The sequence below is a fragment of the Pseudomonas sp. SWRI154 genome, from assembly GCF_014268645.1.
GTDB lineage: Bacteria > Pseudomonadota > Gammaproteobacteria > Pseudomonadales > Pseudomonadaceae > Aquipseudomonas > Aquipseudomonas marvdashtae.
The window spans coordinates 14,455-34,244 of sequence record NZ_JABWQW010000005.1 but is presented as its reverse complement, the minus strand read 5'-3'; the positions used below and the strand labels follow the sequence as shown (position 1 = coordinate 34,244).

Here is a 19,790-nt window from a genome sequence, read left to right as displayed (position 1 = left end):
TTCGAAATCAGCCGTCTGTTGCAACGGCTCTGAAAGAGAGGGGGTCAACCCGCCGAAGCAGGTTCCGCCATGGCGACGACAACTTTGCGCGCGCCCTGGAATGTCGAGCGACCGTGGGCAACGAGCATGTTGTCGAGCATCAGCACGTCGCCCGCCTGCCAGGGGAAACTCACCTGGCAGCGCTGCAATACTTCGCGGACATGGTCAAGGGCCTCCTGCTCGATCGGTGAGCCGTCCCCGTAGAAAACATTACGCGGGACGCCCTCTTCGCCCACGATGGAAATCAGCGTCTCGCGCACAGGTGCCGCGAGATTGGAGATATGGAACAGATGCGCCTGGTTGAACCAGACCCACTCTCCCGTGATCGGGTGCTGGGCCACGGCCTGGCAGACCTGGCGCGTGGACAGCTCGCCATCGTCCTTCCATTGGAACTGGATCTGGTTGGCACGACAGAAATGTTCGACCTGCGAGCGGTCTTCGGTGCTGAACGCCTGTTGCCAGGGCAAGTCGAGGCCGTTGCCGTAGTTGCGCACGTACATCAGGCGCTTCTCGGCGAAACGCTGGCGGATAGCCGGGTCGAGTTGCTGGTAGACCATGCGGCTATCGGCTATAGGGGTTTCACCGCCCACAGGAGAAGCCTGTACGCAGTGGAACCAGATTTTCATCGGCCAATTGAGGGAATAGGACTGTTCGTTGTGCAGCGGGATAATCTGGTGGGCCGGATATTCGGTGGAGGTGTATACCCGGTTATTGAGCTTGGTGCGCGGTGTGGAGGCGTAGTCATAGGTCAGGAGTTCATGACCGAAACTGCGGGCGAACGCTTCGAAATCCGCCTCCCCATTGAATGCAAAACCGCGAAACAGAATCCCGCCCACACGTGGCAACTGGGCCTCGACTGCCTGAAGGATCTGCGCTCGGCTGTCCTGCCAGACCGCACCGGCGGCGGGCGCTTCAAGGATGAACGGCAAGGTCTGTTCGTTGCCCGGTACGCCTTCCATGGATTGAACCTGTGCACGCGCCAAACCAGTTTCCATTAGTAATCCCTCGCCATTCCGATGAGCGTGTTTTTTTCGAGAGCACAAACTAATACAAACGAGTAACAACCGCAATAGAGAATCATTGTCATTAATGACATTTGTATGACGGCTGATACATTTCACTTGTCCTGCAGCACACTCTCCCGCTCGGCGATATGAGACATCAACAAATAGGCGGAGCCCAATAATCCCTGCATCGTATCGGCATAGCGACTGCGGTTCAGGTACAGGAACTGGCGGTTCTTCACGGCAAACAGATTCCGCCATTGAGGTGACTGACGGAAGGCTGCCGTGCTGGCTTCCGAATCGAGCATTTCCTCATAAGTGTCGATAATGAAATCACTGTCGAAGTCACCGATTCGCTCCAGGCTGTAGGGCACATTCTGGCGCGCCTCGCGATACGCGGCGACACGACCCAGGCCGAAATCAGCGATGACATCATCCATCCCGCCACGGCCGATCAGCTGGAACCCGTCGGTATAGACTTCAAGCGTCGTGACCGTAATACGCGAAGGGTCCTTGACGCGCTTCTTGAACTCGCTGACCACCCATTGGTATTCGCGCAGCATCTCCTCATAGCGCTGTTGCTTGCCGACCAGTTCCGCGAGTTCCTTGGCGTATGTCTTGATATCGCTTTCCCGGGAGGGCAACAGCACCACCGGGGCGATTTTGCTGAGCTTTTCCTTGAGGTCGGCGTGATACGAAAGGCCCACGATCAGGTCAGGTTTCAAGGCGGCAATGGCTTCCAGGTCGGGGGACTGGTGTGAGCCGATGTATTGGATGCCCGTCACATCGAAGCGCTCCTGCGCGCCGCGAAACAGCACGTCTGAAAAAAGCTTCTTGCGCCCTGTCGAGCCGCAAGGCTTGATGCCCAGCTCCAACAATTGGGTGGTCAGGCTGAAATCGTGCAAGGACACGATGCAGTGAGGTTCAACAGGCACCTCGACCCGACCGAAACTGTTTTCGAACACTTTGGTTTCAGCCGCGCCAGCGTCCATGGACAGCAATGCCAGCGGCACGCATAGCATGCCGAGCAACCTTGGGAACATTCCTTTCAACCGCACGCACTTGCCTCCAGATAACTTCAATACGAACATCGCTGTGTTTCAGCGACTGCGTTGTCGCGCCAGCAGCACGATCAAATAAGGCGCGCCGATGATTGCGACAACCAGCCCCGCCGGTAATTGCAAGGGTGGAAAAACGCCCCTGCCCAGCGTATCGCCCGCCAACACCAGCAGCGCGCCCATCAAGGCCGACAACGGCATCAGCGCCCCGTGGCGATCGCCCGCCAGTTGTCGCGCCAGATGAGGGGCTACCAAGCCGACAAAGGTCATGGTGCCGACATTCGCCACGGCTGCCGCCGTCAGCATCACGCTACACAGCAACAGGAAAATCATCACGCCGGTGACGTTCAGCCCTCGGCTGAGCGCGACCTTTTCACCCAACTGCAGCAGGTTCAACTGACGGTGAAAAAACAGCAATGGAGCGCCTGCCAGCAACAACCAGATACCGAGGCTATGAACCTGCGTCCAGCCGGCCCGGTGCAAACTGCCACCCAACCACATCAGGGCGGACTCGACCTGATCGATGTTGCCGTAGGTGATCAGCAGGTCGGCGACCGCGCTGAGCATGGCGGTCAACCCGACGCCGACAAGAATCAAGCGCAACGGTGAGATGCCCTGGCGCCACGACAGCAGCGCGACGAAGAACGCCACGGCCAACCCGCCTGCCAGTGCCGCCAATGGGTAAAGCTCCAGCGGCAGCAGCGTGGGCCAGAGCACGATGATCAGCAACATCGTGACGCTGGCGCCTGACTCCACGCCGACAAGGCCCGGTGCCGCCAGGGGATTGCGCGTCAACGACTGCATCAACAGGCCGGCAAGCGACATGGCCATGCCCGCGAGGATTGCCAGCGCAACACGGGGTAACCTCAGCTCCCACAGCAGGTTGCGTGTCGTCGAGTTGACCTCATCGGGCGACACAAGCGCTTGCCAAGCCTGGGCAACATCCAAGGAATAACTGCCGACCGTCAACGCATACAACGACAAGGCCACCAAGGCAACCAGCAGCGCCAGCACCGAGATCAAGTCGATCGGTCGAGCGACCCAAGGCAACAACGGCAGCATCCTGGGCAGGGCCAATCCCAAGCGCGTCATCGGACTTTCCTCAATACCAGCAGGACAAAAACAGGCCCGCCGATCAACGCGGTGACGATGCCGGTATTGAGCTCGAAAGGACGCACCACGGTCCTGGCGGCGATGTCCGCCAGAATCAGCAGGAGCCCGCCAAGCAGGGGCGCGGCCAGCAACAAGCGACGATAGTCATCGCCAAACAACAAGCGCGCAGCGTGAGGCACCACCAATCCGACAAAACCGATGGGCCCCGCCAGGGCCACGGCGGATCCCGATAGCAACACCACGGAGGCCAGGCCGAACAAGCGCATTTTCAGCAAGTTGACGCCCATGCCGGCCGCGGCTTGCGGCCCCAGCCGATGGGCATTCAGCGCACGGACGTTGACCAGGCACAAAAACATGCCCAACACGGCGTAAGGCCAGACCCACGCTTGCATCGAGCCTCCGGTTACACCGATGGAGCCGGTGAGCCAACGACGCAGGCTGTCGAGCCCCTGCTGGTCGAGCAACAACAAGATAGAAGTGATGGCGCTGAACAACGCCGCAATCATTGCCCCGGACAGGGTCAGTCGAATCGGATTGTGCCCCCTTCCCGCCAGCAACAGAACGCCAATGGCTGCCACCAGGGCGCCACTGAAAGCAAACAGCGGGATCATCGACAGGTCGTGGCCCGGTAAAACCAGCAAGCCGAACACCACGAACAATGCCGCACCGCTATTGATCCCAAGAATTCCAGGGTCAGCCAACGGGTTGTCACCCACCGCCTGCATGATTACGCCGGCCAATCCAAGGCTGGCACCTACCAGCATGGCGACCAGCAAACGCGGCAGGCGGCTGCCGCGAATGACACTCTGGTCGGCGTTGCCCGGTGCATAGGCCACCAAGGCCTGCCAGGTGTCACTCCAGGGAATGCTCTTTGCGCCCACGGCCAGATGCAGCAGCGCGGCCAGCGCAATGGCGATCAACAGGCCCAGCCACACCGGCAAACGCAGACCGTGACTCACATGGCCTCCCGCACGGCCAATGGACGACTGCGGTTGGTTTGCGGCACACATAACGGATCGCCAGAATAAGGGTCGGTAATGATGTGCGCATCCAGGTCGAAGACCGCCTTGAGATTCTCCTGGGTGAAAACCTCGGCGGGCGACCCTTGGGCCAGCAACCGTCCTTCACGCATCATCACCAGGTGATCGGCGTAACGTGCAGCCTGGTTCAGATCATGCAGCACAGCCACGATGGTCTTGCCTTGCTCACGCAGGTCCACCAGCAGTTCAAGCAGCGTGATCTGGTGGGCGATATCGAGAAAGGTCGTGGGCTCATCCAGCAGGATGACCGGGGTGTCCTGGGCCAGGGTCATGGCAATCCAGCAGCGTTGCAATTGCCCGCCCGACAGGGTTGCCAAGGAACGGTCAAGCAAAGGGCCGATGCCCGCCAGGTCGATGGCGCGGTCAATCGCCAGTTGATCCTGCTCGGACCATTGGCGCCACCAGCTCTGCCAGGGAAAGCGCCCCTGCATCACCAGTTCCCGTGCGGTCATGCCGGCGGGTGATGTGGTGCGCTGCGGTAACAGCGCCATTCGTTGCGCCAGTGCCCGGCGCGAATACTGCCCCAGGGTTTTCCCGGACAGATGCACGTCACCAGCGCTCGGTCGCAGCATATGCGCCATTACATTCAACAGCGTGGTCTTGCCGCATCCGTTGGCCCCGATCAACGCGGTGAAGCAGCCTTCGGGAATTTCCAGGCTGACACCGTTGAGAATCTGTTGCTCGCCATAGCTCAGCCGCACGTCTGTGGCCTTCAGCATGATCGTCCCTCCATGCCCAAGAGGGCCTAATCGAATCGTCCAGCGCGCATTGCCCCTGGGTCATTTTTTGCAATGACACCACGTTGTAAACCGGCCGGGGCAAAAAAGTGGGGCACAGAATATGTCGAAACGAAAATAATTTCCCTACAAGCCTGACAATATTAATGCAAACCCTTATCATTCACAGTCAGATTATGGCCAGTAGACACTAACCTTGCTCGTCTGCCTGATGCCGCTGGACCAGGACAACAGGCTTGCGAAGCTGAAAAACAACCCCAAGGACTTCCTCGATGCTCGAAAGAAAAACAACAGTTGGCACCGAAAAACGCTACGCCTCGCGTCATCCAGCGTTTCACCTGAGCACTTTGGCATTGGCCTTGGGGAGTATTTTTTCAGCGCAGGCGATCGCTGCTCAAGAAGAGGCATCCAACAAGGCCCCTCTTCAACTCGGCGAAATCAATATCAATGCCGCCGCCGTTGAAAACCCGACGGCGCCTCTCGCCGGCAAGGTCGCCCTGCGCAACGGCAGCGCCACCAAGACCAACGCGGCCATCACTGAAACGCCGCAATCGCTGTCCGTGGTCACTGCCGATGAAATGCGTGATCGCAAATCGGACACCATGGCTGACGCCTTGAGCTATACGCCGGGTTTCACCAGCCAGCCAAGCAGCTTCAACCGCACGTCGGACCGGTTCCGCGTTCGTGGCTTCGACGTCGAGTCCGCCACCGGCGGCTCGCTGCGCGACGGCATGCGCCTGCAATACAACTCCTATGATGGCGTCCAGGAACCGTATGGCCTGGAACGCGTGGAAGTCATCCGTGGCGCGGCCTCGGTGCTGTATGGCCAACTCTCGCCCGGCGGCTTCGTCAACGGCGTCAGCAAGCGTCCAACCGAAACCCCGCTGCATGAACTGGGGCTGCAATACGGCAACCATGATCGCAAGCAACTGACCGCCGACTTCAGCGGCCCGCTCGGCGACAGCGAGGTCCTCAGCTACCGCTTGACCATGCTCAAGCGCGACAGCGACACCCAGCAGGACTACATCAACGACGACAAGCTCTACATCGCTCCGGCCCTGACCTGGCGTCCCAACGATGACACGTCGCTGACCCTGCTCTCGTTCTACCAGAAAAGTGACACGCGCTTCTCCGCCCCGCTGCCCTATCAATTGGTCAAGGGTGTGGGCGACGGTCCGTTCACCATCGGTCGGCACGACTTCATCGGCGAGCCCGACTACGACGACATGAATGGCGAAATGTCCGCCGTCGGCTACGAGTTCGAACACCGGTTTGATGAACACACCCGCATCAGTAACAAAATGCGTTACTACGAAGCGGATGTGAAGTGGAAATACATGCAGGCCCAGACCAGCCCGGCTGCTATCAACGGAGCGGTCAATACCGGCGTCCTGCGCCGCCAGTACAGTGACCGGCGTGAGCGCTCCCGTGCGTTAGCCAGCGACACGAATATCGAGACGCGTTGGAACATCGCAGGTATTGAAAACACTTTCCTGGTGGGCGCTGATACCTACGACGCGTCGTACGACTCGCACAACTTCCGGGCCAACTCGACACCTATCAACATCGGTGACTACAACTACGGTCAGCCGGTTGTTGTGGACAAGAGCCGAAACCGCGACCGTGGCTCGCAGATCGACACGTTCCAGAAAGGCATCTACCTGCAGGATCAAATCAAGTTCGATGACCATTGGCTGCTACTGCTCGGCGGTCGCCACGACTGGGCAGACCAGGATCAGGAAGCATTCAGGGACGGCCTGAAGCTGAGCCAGGGCGACGAAGCCACCACCTGGCGCGCCGGCTTGGTTTACCAGGCAGATAACGGCCTGGCCCCTTATATCAGCTACAGCGAATCGTTCTTCCCGGTCGCAGTGGCTGAAGCAACGGACAGGACCTTCGCGCCTACCGAAGGCAAGCAATACGAAATCGGCATCCGCTACCAACCCCCTGGCAGCAACATGCTGCTTAGTGCAGCGGTTTACGAGCTGACGCAGGAAAATGTCGTGAAACGCGACCAAGCTGGCGGCAATCCCCAGCAGATTGGTGAGCAGCGCTCCCGTGGCCTGGAATTGGAGGCCAAGGCAGACGTCACGCCTCAACTGACGGTCATCGCGTCATACGCCTACACCGATGCCCGCATCACCAAGAGCCAGGTCCAAAGCGAAGTCGGCCAGCGCAGCGAGGACACGCCTTACCATCAGGCCGCCTTGTGGGCGGACTACAATTTTGCCCTGTTCGGCGTCCCCCAACTGAAGGTGGGCGGTGGGGCACGCTACAAAGGAACTACCCAGGCCTCGCTTATCGATTCCCAGCTCCCCGCCTATACGCTCTTCGATGCAATGGCGAGCTACCAGATCGATAAAAACTGGGACATCGCCCTCAACGCCAACAACGTGACGAATAAAAAATACGTCTATTGTGAGGCAGCCGTTTGCCGCTATGGCGACGAACGCGAATTGGTGACCTCGGTAAACTTCCGCTGGTAACCTCCCCCGCTCGGTCGGCGCTGACAAGCGGCGACCGAGCCATTTCATACTGTACGAACGCCTCTCTGCGCCCCCTCGAACTCCCCCTACCGCACCGATCGCTCTGAAGACTCTTTTGACTTGACTCATGAGATTACGATCGTCATATTACGATCATCATAAGCTTCGTAAAAACCGGCCAAGAGGGGTGTCCCATGGAAACTGGAAGTGCTACAGCAGTCGCAGGGGCGCCGGCACATGCATCAAGCCAACCCCTGACCGGCCGAATCGTGGCGCTGCTCGCAGGCCTCGCGGCGATCGGCATGCTCTCCACCAATATCATCCTCCCGGCGTTCCCGGTCATCGGCGAAGAGCTCGGCGTGACCGCCCGCGAACTTGGCCTGACCCTCTCCAGCTTCTTCGTGACCTTTGCGTTCGCCCAATTGCTGGTCGGTCCGTTGGCCGACCGCTATGGGCGCAAGAAACTGGTGCTGGGTGGACTTTCTATATTCGTCGTCGGCACCGTCATTGCGGGCTTCGCCACGTCCCTCGATCTGCTGATCGCCGGACGCGTCGTCCAGGCATTGGGCGTCTGCGCAGCCTCGGTGTTGTCGCGCGCTATTGCCCGGGACCTGTTCGAGGGCGAAACGTTGGCGCGCGCCCTGTCGCTGACGATGGTCGCCACCGCCGCAGCGCCGGGTTTTTCGCCCTTGGCCGGCAGCGTCCTGTCCGTCACGCTCGGATGGCGCGCCATCTTCATTCTCGTCGGATTGGCCGCCGTGGTACTGGCTTTTTTCTATGTGCGTGACCTTGGAGAAACCCATCCCGTCGACCGCCGGGCACCGCACTCCACCGGCAGCGTGCTGCGTGCCTATGCCAGGTTGATGGTGGACAGGCGCTTCATTCTGCCGGCCCTGTCGATGAGCCTGCTGCTGAGCGGCTTGTTCGCGTCCTTTGCCGCCGCCCCCGCGATCCTGATGAAAGGCATCGGCCTGACGTCGGTGCAGGCTGGCTTGTATTTCGCCTCAACGGTGTTCGTCGTGTTCGCCGCCGGCATGGCGGCGCCCCGCCTGGCGCACCGCCACGGTCCTCGAACCATTGCCTTGCTGGGCATCGCCTGCGCCATGGTCGGTGGCGGCTTGCTGCTCGTCGGCTCCGCCGAGCCTGGCCTCGGCTGGTATGCGGTGGCGATGGTTACCTTTCTTTGGGGCATGGGGCTGGCTAATCCGCTGGGCACGGCCATCACCATGGGACCGTTTGGCAAGGAGGCCGGGATGGCCTCCGCGCTGCTGGGTTTTCTGTCCATGGGTGCGGCTGCGCTGACGACCTGGCTGGCCTCTGTGCTGAGCTTTTCACCCGTCACCACGCTGGGCGCGATCCAGGCGCTGACGTGCCTGGTCGCGCTGCTCCTGTTCGTCCTGCGGCGCTGATCGGTCTCAGTCTTCCCAGCGGCGAAACAGCACGCTGGCGTTGACGCCACCAAAGCCGAAGCCATTCGACAGCGCATGGGTGATCGGCATTTTCCGAGCCTTCAAACCGACCAGATCGAGCCCGCCGGCCGCCTCATCGGGATGAGTCAGGTTCAGCGTTGGTGGCACGACCTGGTCGCGCAGCGCGAGGACGGCGAAGATCGCTTCGATGCCTCCCGCCGCCCCGAGGAGATGCCCGGTGGCGGATTTGGTCGACGTGATCGCCACGCCCGAGCCAGTGCCAAATACCGCGCGAATCGCCGCCAGCTCACCGGCATCGCCGACCTGGGTCGACGTCGCGTGGGCGTTGATGTGCTGCACTTCGGCGGGGCTGACCCCAGCCTGGCGCAGCGCCTGCTCCATGGCGCGCCGTGCGCCGTTGCCATCCTCCGGCCCGGCCGTTAAATGATAGGCATCGGCGCTGGTGCCATAACCCACCAGCTCCGCCAGCGGCTTGGCGCCACGGGCCAGGGCGTGCTCCAGCGATTCGATCACCAGCAGCCCGGCGCCTTCGGCCATGACGAAGCCGTCACGCTCGCGGTCGAAGGGCCGCGAAGCTTCTTGCGGGCGCTCGGCGAACCCCATCGACAGTGCGCGGGCCGCGGCGAAACAACCCAAGGTCACACGGTCTATTGCCGCTTCGGTGCCGCCGCAGATGGCGATGTCCGCCTCGCCACTTCGAATGAGCCTGGCGGCGTCACCGATGGCCTGCACACCGGCAGCGCAAGCCGTGACAGGCGCGCCAAGCGGCCCCTTGAAACCATGTCGGATCGACACCTGCCCGGCCGCCATGTTGGCCAGGAAAGCCGGTGCGGTGAACGGCGACAACCGGCGCGGGCCACGACTGTCCGTGGTGCGCACGGCCTCGGCAATCGTGGCAAACCCACCCACGCCCGAGGAAATGATCGTCGCGGTCCGCTCTTGATCGATGGCATCGACGGGATGCCAGCCCGCTTGTTCGAGGGCTTCGTGAGCGGCCACCAGGGCGAACTCGATGAAGCGATCCATCTTCTTGCGGTCCTTGGGCGCGATGAGGCGTTCCGGGTCGTAGCCGGCAATTCCATCCTCTTCGAGGGAAGGCACCTGCCCGCCAACGGCAACGCCGGTTCCTTCGACGATGTCATCGGACAGGTTGCGAATCCCGGAATACCCAGCCAGCAGGCGCTTCCACACCTCTTCCACGGCACAGCCCAGGGGGCCGACAATACCGACGCCGGTGACGACGATGCGTGTTTGATCTTGGCGATTTTTCATGAAGCCCTCTTCGTCTCAGGACGGATCTTGAACCAGATGGAATACATCGCCGGCAGGAACACCAGCGTCATGATGGTGCCGACGAACGTGCCGCCGATCAGCGTGTAGGCCAGCGTCCCCCAGAACACCGAATGGGTCAGCGGAATGAACGCGAGGATTGCCGCCAGTGCCGTCAGCAGCACCGGACGGGCCCGTTGCACCGTGGCCTCGATCACCGCGTGGAACGGATCGAGACCTTCCTTGGCGTTCTGATGAATCTGCCCGATCAGGATCAACGTATTGCGCATCAGAATGCCCGACAAGGCGATCAGGCCGACCAGCGCGTTGATACCAAACGGCTGGTTGAAGATCAGCAGCGTCGGCACCACGCCGATCAAACCCAGCGGTGCGGTGAGGAACACCATGATCATCGCCGAGACCGAACGGACTTGCAGGATGATGATCAGCAGCGTCATCGCGACCATGATCGGAACCAACGGGACGATGGCCTTGCCGGCCTTACCCGACTCTTCGATGGCCCCCGCTTGCTCGATCCGGTAGCCGCTGGGCAGCCTGTCGATAACCGGTTGCAGTTGCTTGAAAATAGCACTGGAAACGTCCGGCGGTTGCAGGCCTTCATCGATATCGCCGCGCACGGTCATGGTGGGTGTGCGATCACGACGGCGCAGGATCGGGTCCTCCATGCGCACATCCACCTCGCCGACCTGGGACAGCGGAATCCGCTGTCCCGTCGCGCCCACCAGGGTGAAGCCTTCTATCTTGGCGGGATCCAGACGAATGTCCCCGGCGGCGCGACCGACCACCTGCACCGAGCGGATGTCTTCGCGAACCGCCGTGATCGGCACTCCTGCAAGGAGGAACTGCAACTGCTGCGCGACCGCGTTGGAGGTCAGCCCCACGGCCTGCAAGCGGTCCTGATCCAAGTTGAAATGCAAGGTTGGCACCCGCGGCCCCCAGTCGGTGTTGACGGTCCGCATCAGCGGGCTCGCCTGCATGACGTCCTGGACCTGGCTGGCGATCTCGCGCAGTTTTGTCGGGTCAGGCCCCATCACGCGATAGGCCACCGGGAACGGCGAATACGGGCCGAACACCAGTTGGGTCACCCTCACGCGCGCTTCCGGTGCAAGCCCTTCGGCGACCGCTTCACGGAGACGGAACTTGAGGGCTTCGCGCGATTGCTGGCTGTCCGTCAGCACGACGATCTTGGCGAAAGACGGATCGGGCAGTTCCGGCGCCATCGCCAGGTAGAAACGCGGTGCGCCTTGGCCGATGTAGGCGGTAACGATCTTGGCCTCGTCCTGTTTTTGTAGCCAGGCTTCGACCTTGGCGACGGTGGCGCTGGTCTGCTCGATGGACGTGCCATAGGGCATTTGCACTTCCACCAGCACCTCTGGCCGATCCGAGGTGGGGAAGAACTGCTTCTTCACCAGGCTCATGCCGAGGATCGCCACCACGAATGTCGCGATCACGGTACCGGCCACCCACCATTTGCGCGCAATGACCCGCGTCAGTACCCGACGAAAGCGGTTGTAATGGCGGGTGTTGTAAATGGCCGCGTGGCCACCTTCGACCTGTTTGATGTCCGGCAACAGTTTCACGCCCAGGTACGGCGTGAACGCCACCGCGACCACCCAGGAAGCGATGAGGGCAATGCCAACGATCCAGAACATGTTGCTGGTGTATTCGCCAGCGGTCGATTGCGCGAAGCCGTTGGGCATGAAGCCGATGGCGGTCACCAGCGTGCCGGACAGCATCGGCGCAGCCGTATGACTCCAGGCATAGGCCGAGGCTTTGATCCGGTCGTAGCCCTCCTCCATTTTCACCACCATCATTTCGATAGCGATGATCGCATCGTCCACCAGCAGCCCGAGCGCGAGGATCAGCGAACCGAGGGTAATGCGGTCGAAGTTCTTGCCGGTGGCGGCCATGACCACGAACACCACGGCCAGCGTCAGCGGTACCGCCGCCGCGACCACCACACCGACGCGCCAGCCCATGCTGACAAAACACACGATCATCACCACCAACAGCGCGACGAAAAACTTGACCATGAACTCACCGACGGCCGAGTCGATGTTCACCGACTGGTCGGTGACCTTGCTCAGCGTCATGCCCAGCGGCATGCCCTCGTTGATCGAGTTCGTCTCAGCGTCCAGCGCTTTGCCCAGGTCCAGGCCATTCCAGCCCTCGCGCATGATCACACCCAACAACAGCGTCTCTTCGCCGTCGTTACGCACCAGGAATGTGGCCGGGTCTTCATAACCGCGCTCGACGGTCGCCACGTCCGAAAGCTTCAGCGAGCGTCCCAGGACTGAAATGGGCGTATCACGAATTTTCTGCAGCTTGTCGAAAGCACCATCCAGGCGCAGGAAGACCTGAGGCCCGGCGGTTTCGATCGAGCCGGCGGGCGTGAGCATGTTCTGGCTGTTCAGGGCGGCGAAAATCTCCTGGGGCGAAACGCCTAGCGTCGCCAGCCGATCATGGGAAAAAGACACGAAGATCCGTTCAGGCTGCTCGCCGATGATGTTGACCTTCTTCACGCCCGGAACATGCAGCAGCCGTTGGCGCAACGCCTCGGCGTCGCGGACCAGCAGTCGCTGCGGTTCGCCCTTGGCTTTAAGGGCAAACAAGGCAAAGGTCACATCGGAGAACTCATCGTTGACCATCGGCCCGATGACACCGGCCGGTAGCTTGACAGCCTCGTCGGCGAGCTTCTTGCGCGCCTGATAAAACTCTTCCTGCACCTGCGACGGCGGCGTGCGATCGACCAGCGATACCATGGTGAACGCCAGCCCCGGGCGGGTATAGGTTTCCGTGCGGTCGTACCACTTCAGTTCTTGCAGGCGTTTCTCCAAAGGCTCGGCGACCTGGTCCTGCATCTCTTGGGCCGTCGCGCCCGGCCAGGCGGTAATCACCGTCAGTTGCTTGACCGTGAACGGTGGATCCTCGGCGCGCCCAAGCTGGAAGAAGGCCAGGACGCCCGCGACAGCGATCAGGAACAGCAAGAACACGGTAATGGAGCGCTCGCGGACGGCGAGCGCCGAAAGGTTGAAGCTCATGGGCGGCTCCCCGCGACGTCCACATCGCCTGGCGGAGCCAGCCTCACCGCGTCTCCTTCACGCAACAGATGGGCGCCCAGCGCGACGATCCGCTCGCCCATTTTCAGGTCGCCCGAGACTTGCGCGGCATCGTCGCTCAAGGCGAGGACCTGGACGGGACGCCAGGTAACTGTCGCCGGCTCGGCGGCGATCACCCACACACCGGTGCCTTTGCCCGAGTCGAGAATGGCGGCAATCGGCACTTGCAGCGCTTGCCCTGCTTGAGCGCCCTCGGCGATCCGAAGCGTCACCGTCGAACCCAGCGGCGCGTTAGCCAGCGCGCCCTCCAGCACATACCGCGCCTCGAAAGTACGCGTCACCCGATCGGCCGAATCCGACAGCAGCCTCAGCTTGGCGCTCACCACCTGCCTGGCGTTGCCATAAAGCGTCGCCTGGGCGGTGGACCCTGCGGCCGGCCGCAGGGTCTCGGGCAACTGCACGACGGCTTCGCGCTGTCCGGCCCGCGCGAGTCGGACCACAATTTGTCCAGGACTGACGACTTGCCCAGGCTCGGCGAGCGTTTCCATCACGACGCCGTCCGCATCGGCAAGCAGGACGGCGTAGCCGGAGGCATTGCGAGCCACGTCTGCCTGCGCTTGCGCGGCGCTGAGCTGCGCCTTGGCGGTATCGGCGGCGGCCTTGATCTGGTCGTACCCCGACGCGGAAATAGCGCCAGCGGCGACCAGGTCACGGTAGCGCGCCTCGTCATCAGCGGTCTGCTTGGCCCTGGCCCGAGCGGCGGCGACAGCCTCCTGTTGCGCCCGCGCCTGCAACCCCAAGTCGATCGGGTCGAGGCGCATGAGCGGCTGTCCCTTTTTTACACTCTGGCCGGTATCGACCAGACGCTCGAGCACCTTGCCCGCCACCCGGAAACCCAAGTCGCTCTGAACCCGTGCCGTGACGACACCGGAAAATGTACGAGAAGTCGCGGACGAGGCCTGGACTTCAGCAACCCTCACCAACGGCGCAAGCGTGCGCGGATCGTTCGCGGTAGATGACTCGCCACACGCCGTCAGGACGAGTGGCAACAAGCAAGCGGCAAGGGTGACGGATCGGTGCCGGAACATGGGGTCCCTTACTTGAACGAATAGGATGGGAATCGCATTCTCAGTCCAGTGACCATATCTGTCAATCGTCACAGCTTCTCGTAACTAGTTCTTTCACTTACCTTCGCCCCATAGCGCTCGACGATGAAATTACATTTTCCGCAAGCCAAGATAAGCCAGATTGACAGACAGTGACCACAACGTAATATGGTCACAACCCTCCGAGCCCAAGGAACCTCAATGCCACCCTTCCGTCCCATTGCCCTTTTGATGAGCGCCAGCTTGATGGCGGGTTGCGCGGTCGGCCCGGACTACCAGCGTCCCGAGGCCCCGCTTTCGAGTCGGTACTTGGGCCAGTCTTCGGCCGAACAGTCTTCGGTCGAACAGAGCTCCGCGAGCACACAGGCCAACCGGACCGCCTGGTGGGAAGGCTTTGGTGATCCCACGCTCAACGGACTGGTCGTCCAGGCTCTTGAACAGAACCTGGACCTGGCACAGGCCTCGGCGCGACTCACGCAGGCACGGGCGGGCCTCGGCGCCGCCAACGCCGCTTTGCTACCGTCGGGAAACATCAGCGGCCAAGCCGCGCGCGCTTATCAGTCGGTGGAAACACCGCTCGGCCAAGTGTTGGACTCAACGCCCGGTTACGACCGGTACGCAAGTTCCTACGAACTCAACCTCGGCGCCAGTTGGGAGGTTGACGCCTTCGGCGGCCTGCGACGCGGACGCGAAGCGGCATTGGCCGATTACCAGGCGTCCGAGGCGGGCGTCGCCGCCACGCGACTCGCCATTGCCGCGCAAATTGCCGACACCTACATCACCGTGCGCGGATTGCAGAACCGATTGGACATCGCGAACCGTCAAGTCAGAACGCAGCAAGACCTGCTGGAAAAAGTCCAGTTGCTCTATAACAAGGGCGTTGCCGCCAGCTATCAGGTCCGACAGACCGAAGGGCAACTGGCACAGGTGCAGGCCACGGTTCCGGTATTGCAGACTGGGCTCGATGTGGCCATGAACGCCGTCGATGTCCTGCTCGGCACGCCGCCAGGCACCCATCGCCCGCAATTGGCTGCACGACGAGATATTCCTCTTGCCCCACAGCTAACGGCAACGGGAACACCGGCCGACCTGCTGCGGCGCAGGCCCGACCTGATGGTCGCGGAGCGGCGCCTCGCGGCGTCCAATGCACGAATCGGCGAGGCCGTCGCCGAGTACTATCCGAAGTTCTCCCTCAGCGCCTTGCTCGGCAGCGCCACGGCGGTGTCCGGCGGTAATCTTTTCAGCAGCGGCGCCAGCCAGTCGGCGGGTGTGTTGGGCCTTCGCTGGAGGCTTTTCGATTTCGGCCGAATCAACGCCCAGATCGATCAGGCGAAAGGCCAGGAGGCCGAAGCGCTGGCCGCTTATCGCCAGTCTGTATTGCGCGCCACCGAAGAAGTCGAAAATGCATTCAGCGCCTTGGTCAACCGGGAAACCCAGGCGACCACCCTCGCCCAGGGCGAAACGGCATTGACCCAGGCCCGGCAGTCATCGTTCGTTGCCTATCAGAAAGGCACCGCCAGCCTGATCGATGTGCTCAACGCCGACGACACGCTGCTGCGCACTTCCGATGCTCATGCCCAGGCGCGCACGGAGTCGGCACGGGCGACGGTCGCGGCATTTCGAGCGCTGGGTGGTGGCTGGCAACCGCCTGAAGAGCTACCCGTAGCGACAAGGTGATTGTTTTCCAGAACAGTCACTTTTCCGCGACGTGAGCGTCCCTTCAACCAACGCTCAGGGCATCAGGCTGCGCAGGATGAGATTGGAGGTGAGCGTTGGGGCTTGCTCGACGAAATCGAGGTTGTATTGCAGCAGCAGCGGATTGACGAATGGCCGCAGGGCCAGGTGAATGGCGTCTACGGTTTCGTCCAGCGGCGTCTTGCGCTCGAACTCGCCAAGCTCGCGCCCTTCGCGGACGATCTGCAGCACGAAGCTCTTGATCTGCGCGTTGTAGACCTGCGAACTGGGCCAGTGCTCCGAGGCCGAAAACGCCGCGATGTCATAAAGTTTGCGGTCGTTGAAGAACAGGTCCACGCCAGTGGCCACCACGGTCTTGACCAGCCGACGAAAACGCTCCGTTGCTGACAGGCCCTCTTCGTTGATGGCCTTCTCGACGGCCGCAACGATAGTCGACAGGCAATTGGCACAGATGGCTTCGCCGATCGCCTGCTTGGAATCGAAGAATTTGTAGATGTACGCCTTGGAAAAGCCGATGGCCTTGGCCAGGTCGGAAACCGTGGTCTTGCCATAACCATACTGGCTGAAATGTTCATTGGCTGCCGCGACGATCTGATCTCGAATGTCGTGATCGACTGGGCCGCGAGCGCCGGGCGAGGTAACTGATGGCTGGTTCATGGGGGCAGCTTACGCATCCGAAAGCGGGTTGACAACGCATGACCCGATCGTAATACAGTCACCCATTATCCAATCACTTCGGCATACACCGACCTGTCGACATTGCCGCCCGACAGGATTACCCCGACGTTTTTCCCCTTCATCAACCCACGCTCCTGGATAAGTGCCGCCAAAGCCGCAGCGCCGGCCCCCTCTGCCAGGTTATGGGTATCGGTGTAATAGACCCGCATCGCCTCGGCAATCTCCTGATCGCTGACCGCTACGATCCGTGCCGCCCCGGCGCGATAGATGGCGAAAGCCTCGGGAATTGGTTTGCGCACCGCAAGGCCGTCGGCGAAGGTGTTGGCAGAGGCGGTTTCGCAGATTGTGCCCGCCTCGAACGATCGTTTCGCCGCCGTAGCCTCGGTGGACACGACGCCCACCACCTGCGTATTCAGGCCCAAGGCGTCACGAGCGGCGATCACCGCGCAGATGCCCGAGCCGCAGCCAATGGGCACGTAGACGGTGTCCAGGTCTGCCACAGCCTTGAACAACTCAAGGGCATAGGTGGCGACCCCTTTGACCAACTCGGTGTGAAATGGCGGCACGAGATACAAGCCCTGTGCCTGCGCCAGGCGTGCTGCTTCTTCACGGGCCTCATCGAAATCGCGACCATATTCGATCACCTCGCCACCGAAGCCGCGCATGGCGTTGTTTTTCTCCTCCGAGTTGCCTTGCGGCACCACGATCAACGCCTTCAGCCCCGTCGCGCTGGCTGCCAGCGCCAGGCTCTGGCCATGATTGCCCCGAGTGGCGGTGACGATACCGTTCACCTCCGGGCGCTCACGCTTGAGCCAATGCATGAAGGTGATACCGCCGCGCACCTTGAAAGCGCCCGTGGGGGTATGGTTTTCATGCTTGACCCAGACCGTGCAACCCAGCCGTTGCGCCAGCAAGGGCCAGGCGTATTGGGCCGTGGCGGGCATGACTTGGTAGACCTGGCGGGCGGCTTGTTCAATTTCGTCATGAGTCAGTGCGTACATGGTGGACCTCCTGGGGTTTCGCCGAGTCTAGCCAGCGACACCGAATCCGGGCTTTCAAAAAACTGACCTGACTTTTGCGGCGCTGCTTCACTACTATGAGCACCATGAGCCATCGAAACCGCACGCCGTTGCCGCGCCCGACTGAATCGATCCGTCGTATCGAGGTCGGCCCTTGGGCAATCGAATTGCTTCCCGGCTGCGCCTATGCCGCCCGCTACATCGCGACCCAGGCGGCGATCGGCTTTGCCTTCGACAGCCAGCGAGGCGTGCATGCCATCGGCAGCGACCGGATACAGCCTTTCTTTGCCATGCCCAACGGCCTGGCGTTCATCCCGGCCCAGTGTGACGTCTATTCGGAGTCTTCCCTGGGCGGCGAGTATCTGCGAGTGCTGCGTACCGACGGGCAGGCGTTGGCGGGAGACCGCGCCTTCAACAATCACCTCGCCCCCCGTGCCATCGCCCTCGCCCAACACATGCGGCGCGCGCTGCTGCACGGCTCGATGGACGACGATTGGGAGGCTTGGGCGCTGGCGTTGGCTGAATGCGCGGCGCCTGGAAAACGCTCGCCAGCAACGCTCCAAGGTTCGATGACCGACAGCCGGATGCGCCTGCTGGATGAGTTCATCGATGCGGGCCTCGACCAACCGCTGGGCGTGCCGGCGATGGCGCAACTGCTGGGACTGTCCGAAGGCTATTTCATGCGGGCCTTCAAGCACGCCACGGGCCAAAGCCCCCATGGCTACCTGATCGATCGGCGTCTGGCCAAGGCCCGGGCATTGATACGCGACACATCAACTACACTGACGCAAATCGCCCTCGCGTGCGGCTTCAGCTCACAGGCGCACATGACGACGACGTTCAAGCAGCGCCTTGGGGTGAGTCCGGCGCAGTTGCGCCAGATGACGAAGTGCATTTGACGTCCTTGACTTAATGGTCCAGTTTTTAAAAGACAGGACGTCATGCCTGATACCCCATTCGTTAATCAGAGGGCCTCAGCTGCCTATGAACGATCTACGAAACACCTCCCCCGCCATTGAACCGCTTTGGGCTTTCCAGTGCCGCTGATTCCCCTGGTCGTGTGTGACGACTCCACCATGGCGCGCAAGCAAGTATTGCGTGCGCTGCCGTCAGATTGGCCGGTATCGATCACCGAGGCCGCCAACGGTCGTCAAGCGATGGAAGCCATCCGCCAAGGCCTGGGGCAGGTCGTGTTGCTCGACCTGACCATGCCGGAGATGGACGGTTACCAAGTCTTGAGCGCCTTGCGGGCCGAAGGGCTGAACGCGCAAGTCATCGTGATTTCCGGTGACGTGCAGGATGAGGCGGTGCGCCGCGTGCTTGAACTGGGTGCGCTGGCGTTCCTGAAAAAACCGTTCGATGAAAAAGAGCTGCGCCAGACACTTACCCGAGTGGGGCTACTGACCCAACCCGGCAAGGCGCCGCCGCAGAGTCGAGCGGCACCGGACGCGGCCATCAGCTTTCAGGATGCATTTCGCGAGACGGTCAACGTTGCCATCGGCCAGGCAGCGGCCCTGATCGCACAAGTGCTGGGCGTCTTCGTGCAACTGCCGGTGCCGAACGTGAACATCCTCGAAGTCGGCGAATTGCACATGGCGTTGAACGACGTCGGCAGCTCCCAGCAGCTCACTGCCATCTGCCAGGGGTTTATCGGCGGCGGCATCGCCGGCGAAGCCCTGTTGATCTTCCACGACTCCGAGATCGCTGACATTGGGCACTTGATGCATCGCGAGAGCGCTGATTATTCGGACCTGGAAATGCTCGTGGACCTTTCCAGCATCCTGATCGGCGCTTGCCTGAGCAGCATCGCCGAGCAAATCGACGTGGTGTTCTCCCAAGGCCATCCGCAGATTCTCGGGCAACACGCGGCCATCGAGGAACTGATCCGCGCCAACCGCACACACTGGAAAAAGACCCTGGCGGTGGAAATCAGCTACAGCCTGGAAGGGCAGAATATTCGCTTCGACCTGTTGCTGCTGTTCACGGAAGACTCCATCGAACGGTTGAACCACAAACTCGCCTACCTGATGAACTGA

General features: G+C 61.6%; 15 protein-coding genes. 5 read left to right on the top strand and 10 right to left on the bottom strand.

Translation table 11 applies throughout. The annotated features are described in order from the left end of the window. Window positions 1-44 precede the first annotated feature (44 nt). The 5 genes from HU806_RS06410 to HU806_RS06390 all read right to left on the bottom strand — a co-directional run bounded on the left by HU806_RS06410 (window position 45) and on the right by HU806_RS06390 (window position 4,973). Window positions 45-998 (bottom strand): TauD/TfdA family dioxygenase, encoded by a 954-nt coding sequence (locus HU806_RS06410; protein WP_527251135.1) that lies wholly within the window; start codon window positions 996-998, stop codon window positions 45-47. Between the two features lie 158 nt (window positions 999-1,156). Continuing rightward, on the bottom strand, window positions 1,157-2,101 hold the full coding sequence (locus HU806_RS06405) for an ABC transporter substrate-binding protein (protein ID WP_346657154.1): 945 nt from the start codon (window positions 2,099-2,101) through the stop codon (window positions 1,157-1,159). 42 nt (window positions 2,102-2,143) lie between these two features. Continuing rightward, window positions 2,144-3,193 (bottom strand): FecCD family ABC transporter permease, encoded by a 1,050-nt coding sequence (locus HU806_RS06400; RefSeq protein ID WP_186610585.1) that lies wholly within the window; start codon window positions 3,191-3,193, stop codon window positions 2,144-2,146. Beyond that, window positions 3,190-4,173 carry an iron chelate uptake ABC transporter family permease subunit gene (locus HU806_RS06395; protein WP_186610584.1) on the bottom strand — a complete coding sequence of 328 codons (984 nt, stop codon included), beginning with the start codon at window positions 4,171-4,173 and terminating at the stop codon, window positions 3,190-3,192. The genes HU806_RS06400 and HU806_RS06395 overlap by 4 nt, the downstream gene beginning before the upstream one ends. Continuing rightward, window positions 4,170-4,973 carry an ABC transporter ATP-binding protein gene (locus tag HU806_RS06390; RefSeq protein ID WP_186610583.1) on the bottom strand — a complete coding sequence of 268 codons (804 nt, stop codon included), beginning with the start codon at window positions 4,971-4,973 and terminating at the stop codon, window positions 4,170-4,172. Before HU806_RS06390 ends, HU806_RS06395 begins: the two co-directional genes overlap by 4 nt. A gap of 290 nt (window positions 4,974-5,263) precedes the next feature. Here HU806_RS06390 and HU806_RS06385 point away from each other — a divergent pair, with 290 nt between their 5' ends. Further along, the gene (locus HU806_RS06385) at window positions 5,264-7,477 is read left to right on the top strand and encodes a TonB-dependent siderophore receptor (RefSeq protein WP_186610582.1); all 2,214 of its coding nucleotides are present in this window, start codon (window positions 5,264-5,266) and stop codon (window positions 7,475-7,477) included. 194 nt (window positions 7,478-7,671) lie between these two features. Then, window positions 7,672-8,886 (top strand): multidrug effflux MFS transporter, encoded by a 1,215-nt coding sequence (locus HU806_RS06380; RefSeq protein ID WP_186610581.1) that lies wholly within the window; start codon window positions 7,672-7,674, stop codon window positions 8,884-8,886. A 6-nt stretch (window positions 8,887-8,892) separates the two neighbouring features. On the opposite strand, the gene fabF is transcribed toward HU806_RS06380, so the two are convergent. Genes fabF through HU806_RS06365 form a run of 3 tightly spaced genes read right to left on the bottom strand, consistent with a single transcriptional unit; the run spans window position 8,893 to window position 14,344 of the window. After that, complete coding sequence (gene fabF / locus HU806_RS06375; RefSeq protein ID WP_186610580.1) at window positions 8,893-10,179, bottom strand: beta-ketoacyl-ACP synthase II; 1,287 nt, start codon at window positions 10,177-10,179, stop codon at window positions 8,893-8,895. Continuing rightward, entirely contained in the window at window positions 10,176-13,238 is a 3,063-nt protein-coding gene (locus HU806_RS06370) for an efflux RND transporter permease subunit (RefSeq protein WP_186610579.1), read from the bottom strand. Before HU806_RS06370 ends, fabF begins: the two co-directional genes overlap by 4 nt. Beyond that, window positions 13,235-14,344 (bottom strand): efflux RND transporter periplasmic adaptor subunit, encoded by a 1,110-nt coding sequence (locus HU806_RS06365; RefSeq protein ID WP_186610578.1) that lies wholly within the window; start codon window positions 14,342-14,344, stop codon window positions 13,235-13,237. The genes HU806_RS06370 and HU806_RS06365 overlap by 4 nt, the downstream gene beginning before the upstream one ends. A gap of 219 nt (window positions 14,345-14,563) precedes the next feature. Here HU806_RS06365 and HU806_RS06360 point away from each other — a divergent pair, with 219 nt between their 5' ends. Next, window positions 14,564-16,039: an efflux transporter outer membrane subunit gene (locus tag HU806_RS06360; protein WP_186610577.1), complete on the top strand. Its 1,476-nt coding sequence runs from the start codon at window positions 14,564-14,566 to the stop codon at window positions 16,037-16,039. A gap of 54 nt (window positions 16,040-16,093) precedes the next feature. On the opposite strand, the gene HU806_RS06355 is transcribed toward HU806_RS06360, so the two are convergent. Beyond that, window positions 16,094-16,714, bottom strand: a complete 621-nt coding sequence (locus HU806_RS06355) for a TetR/AcrR family transcriptional regulator (protein WP_186610576.1) — start codon at window positions 16,712-16,714, stop codon at window positions 16,094-16,096. Window positions 16,715-16,779: 65 nt separating this feature from the next. Continuing rightward, entirely contained in the window at window positions 16,780-17,736 is a 957-nt protein-coding gene (locus HU806_RS06350; RefSeq protein ID WP_186610575.1) for a threonine dehydratase, read from the bottom strand. Window positions 17,737-17,831: 95 nt separating this feature from the next. Between HU806_RS06350 and HU806_RS06345 the strand changes: the two genes are divergently transcribed. Then, the gene (locus tag HU806_RS06345) at window positions 17,832-18,653 is read left to right on the top strand and encodes a helix-turn-helix transcriptional regulator (RefSeq protein ID WP_186610574.1); all 822 of its coding nucleotides are present in this window, start codon (window positions 17,832-17,834) and stop codon (window positions 18,651-18,653) included. Window positions 18,654-18,791: 138 nt separating this feature from the next. Beyond that, window positions 18,792-19,790, top strand: coding sequence for a response regulator (locus HU806_RS06340; RefSeq protein ID WP_186610573.1), 999 nt, complete (start codon window positions 18,792-18,794; stop codon window positions 19,788-19,790).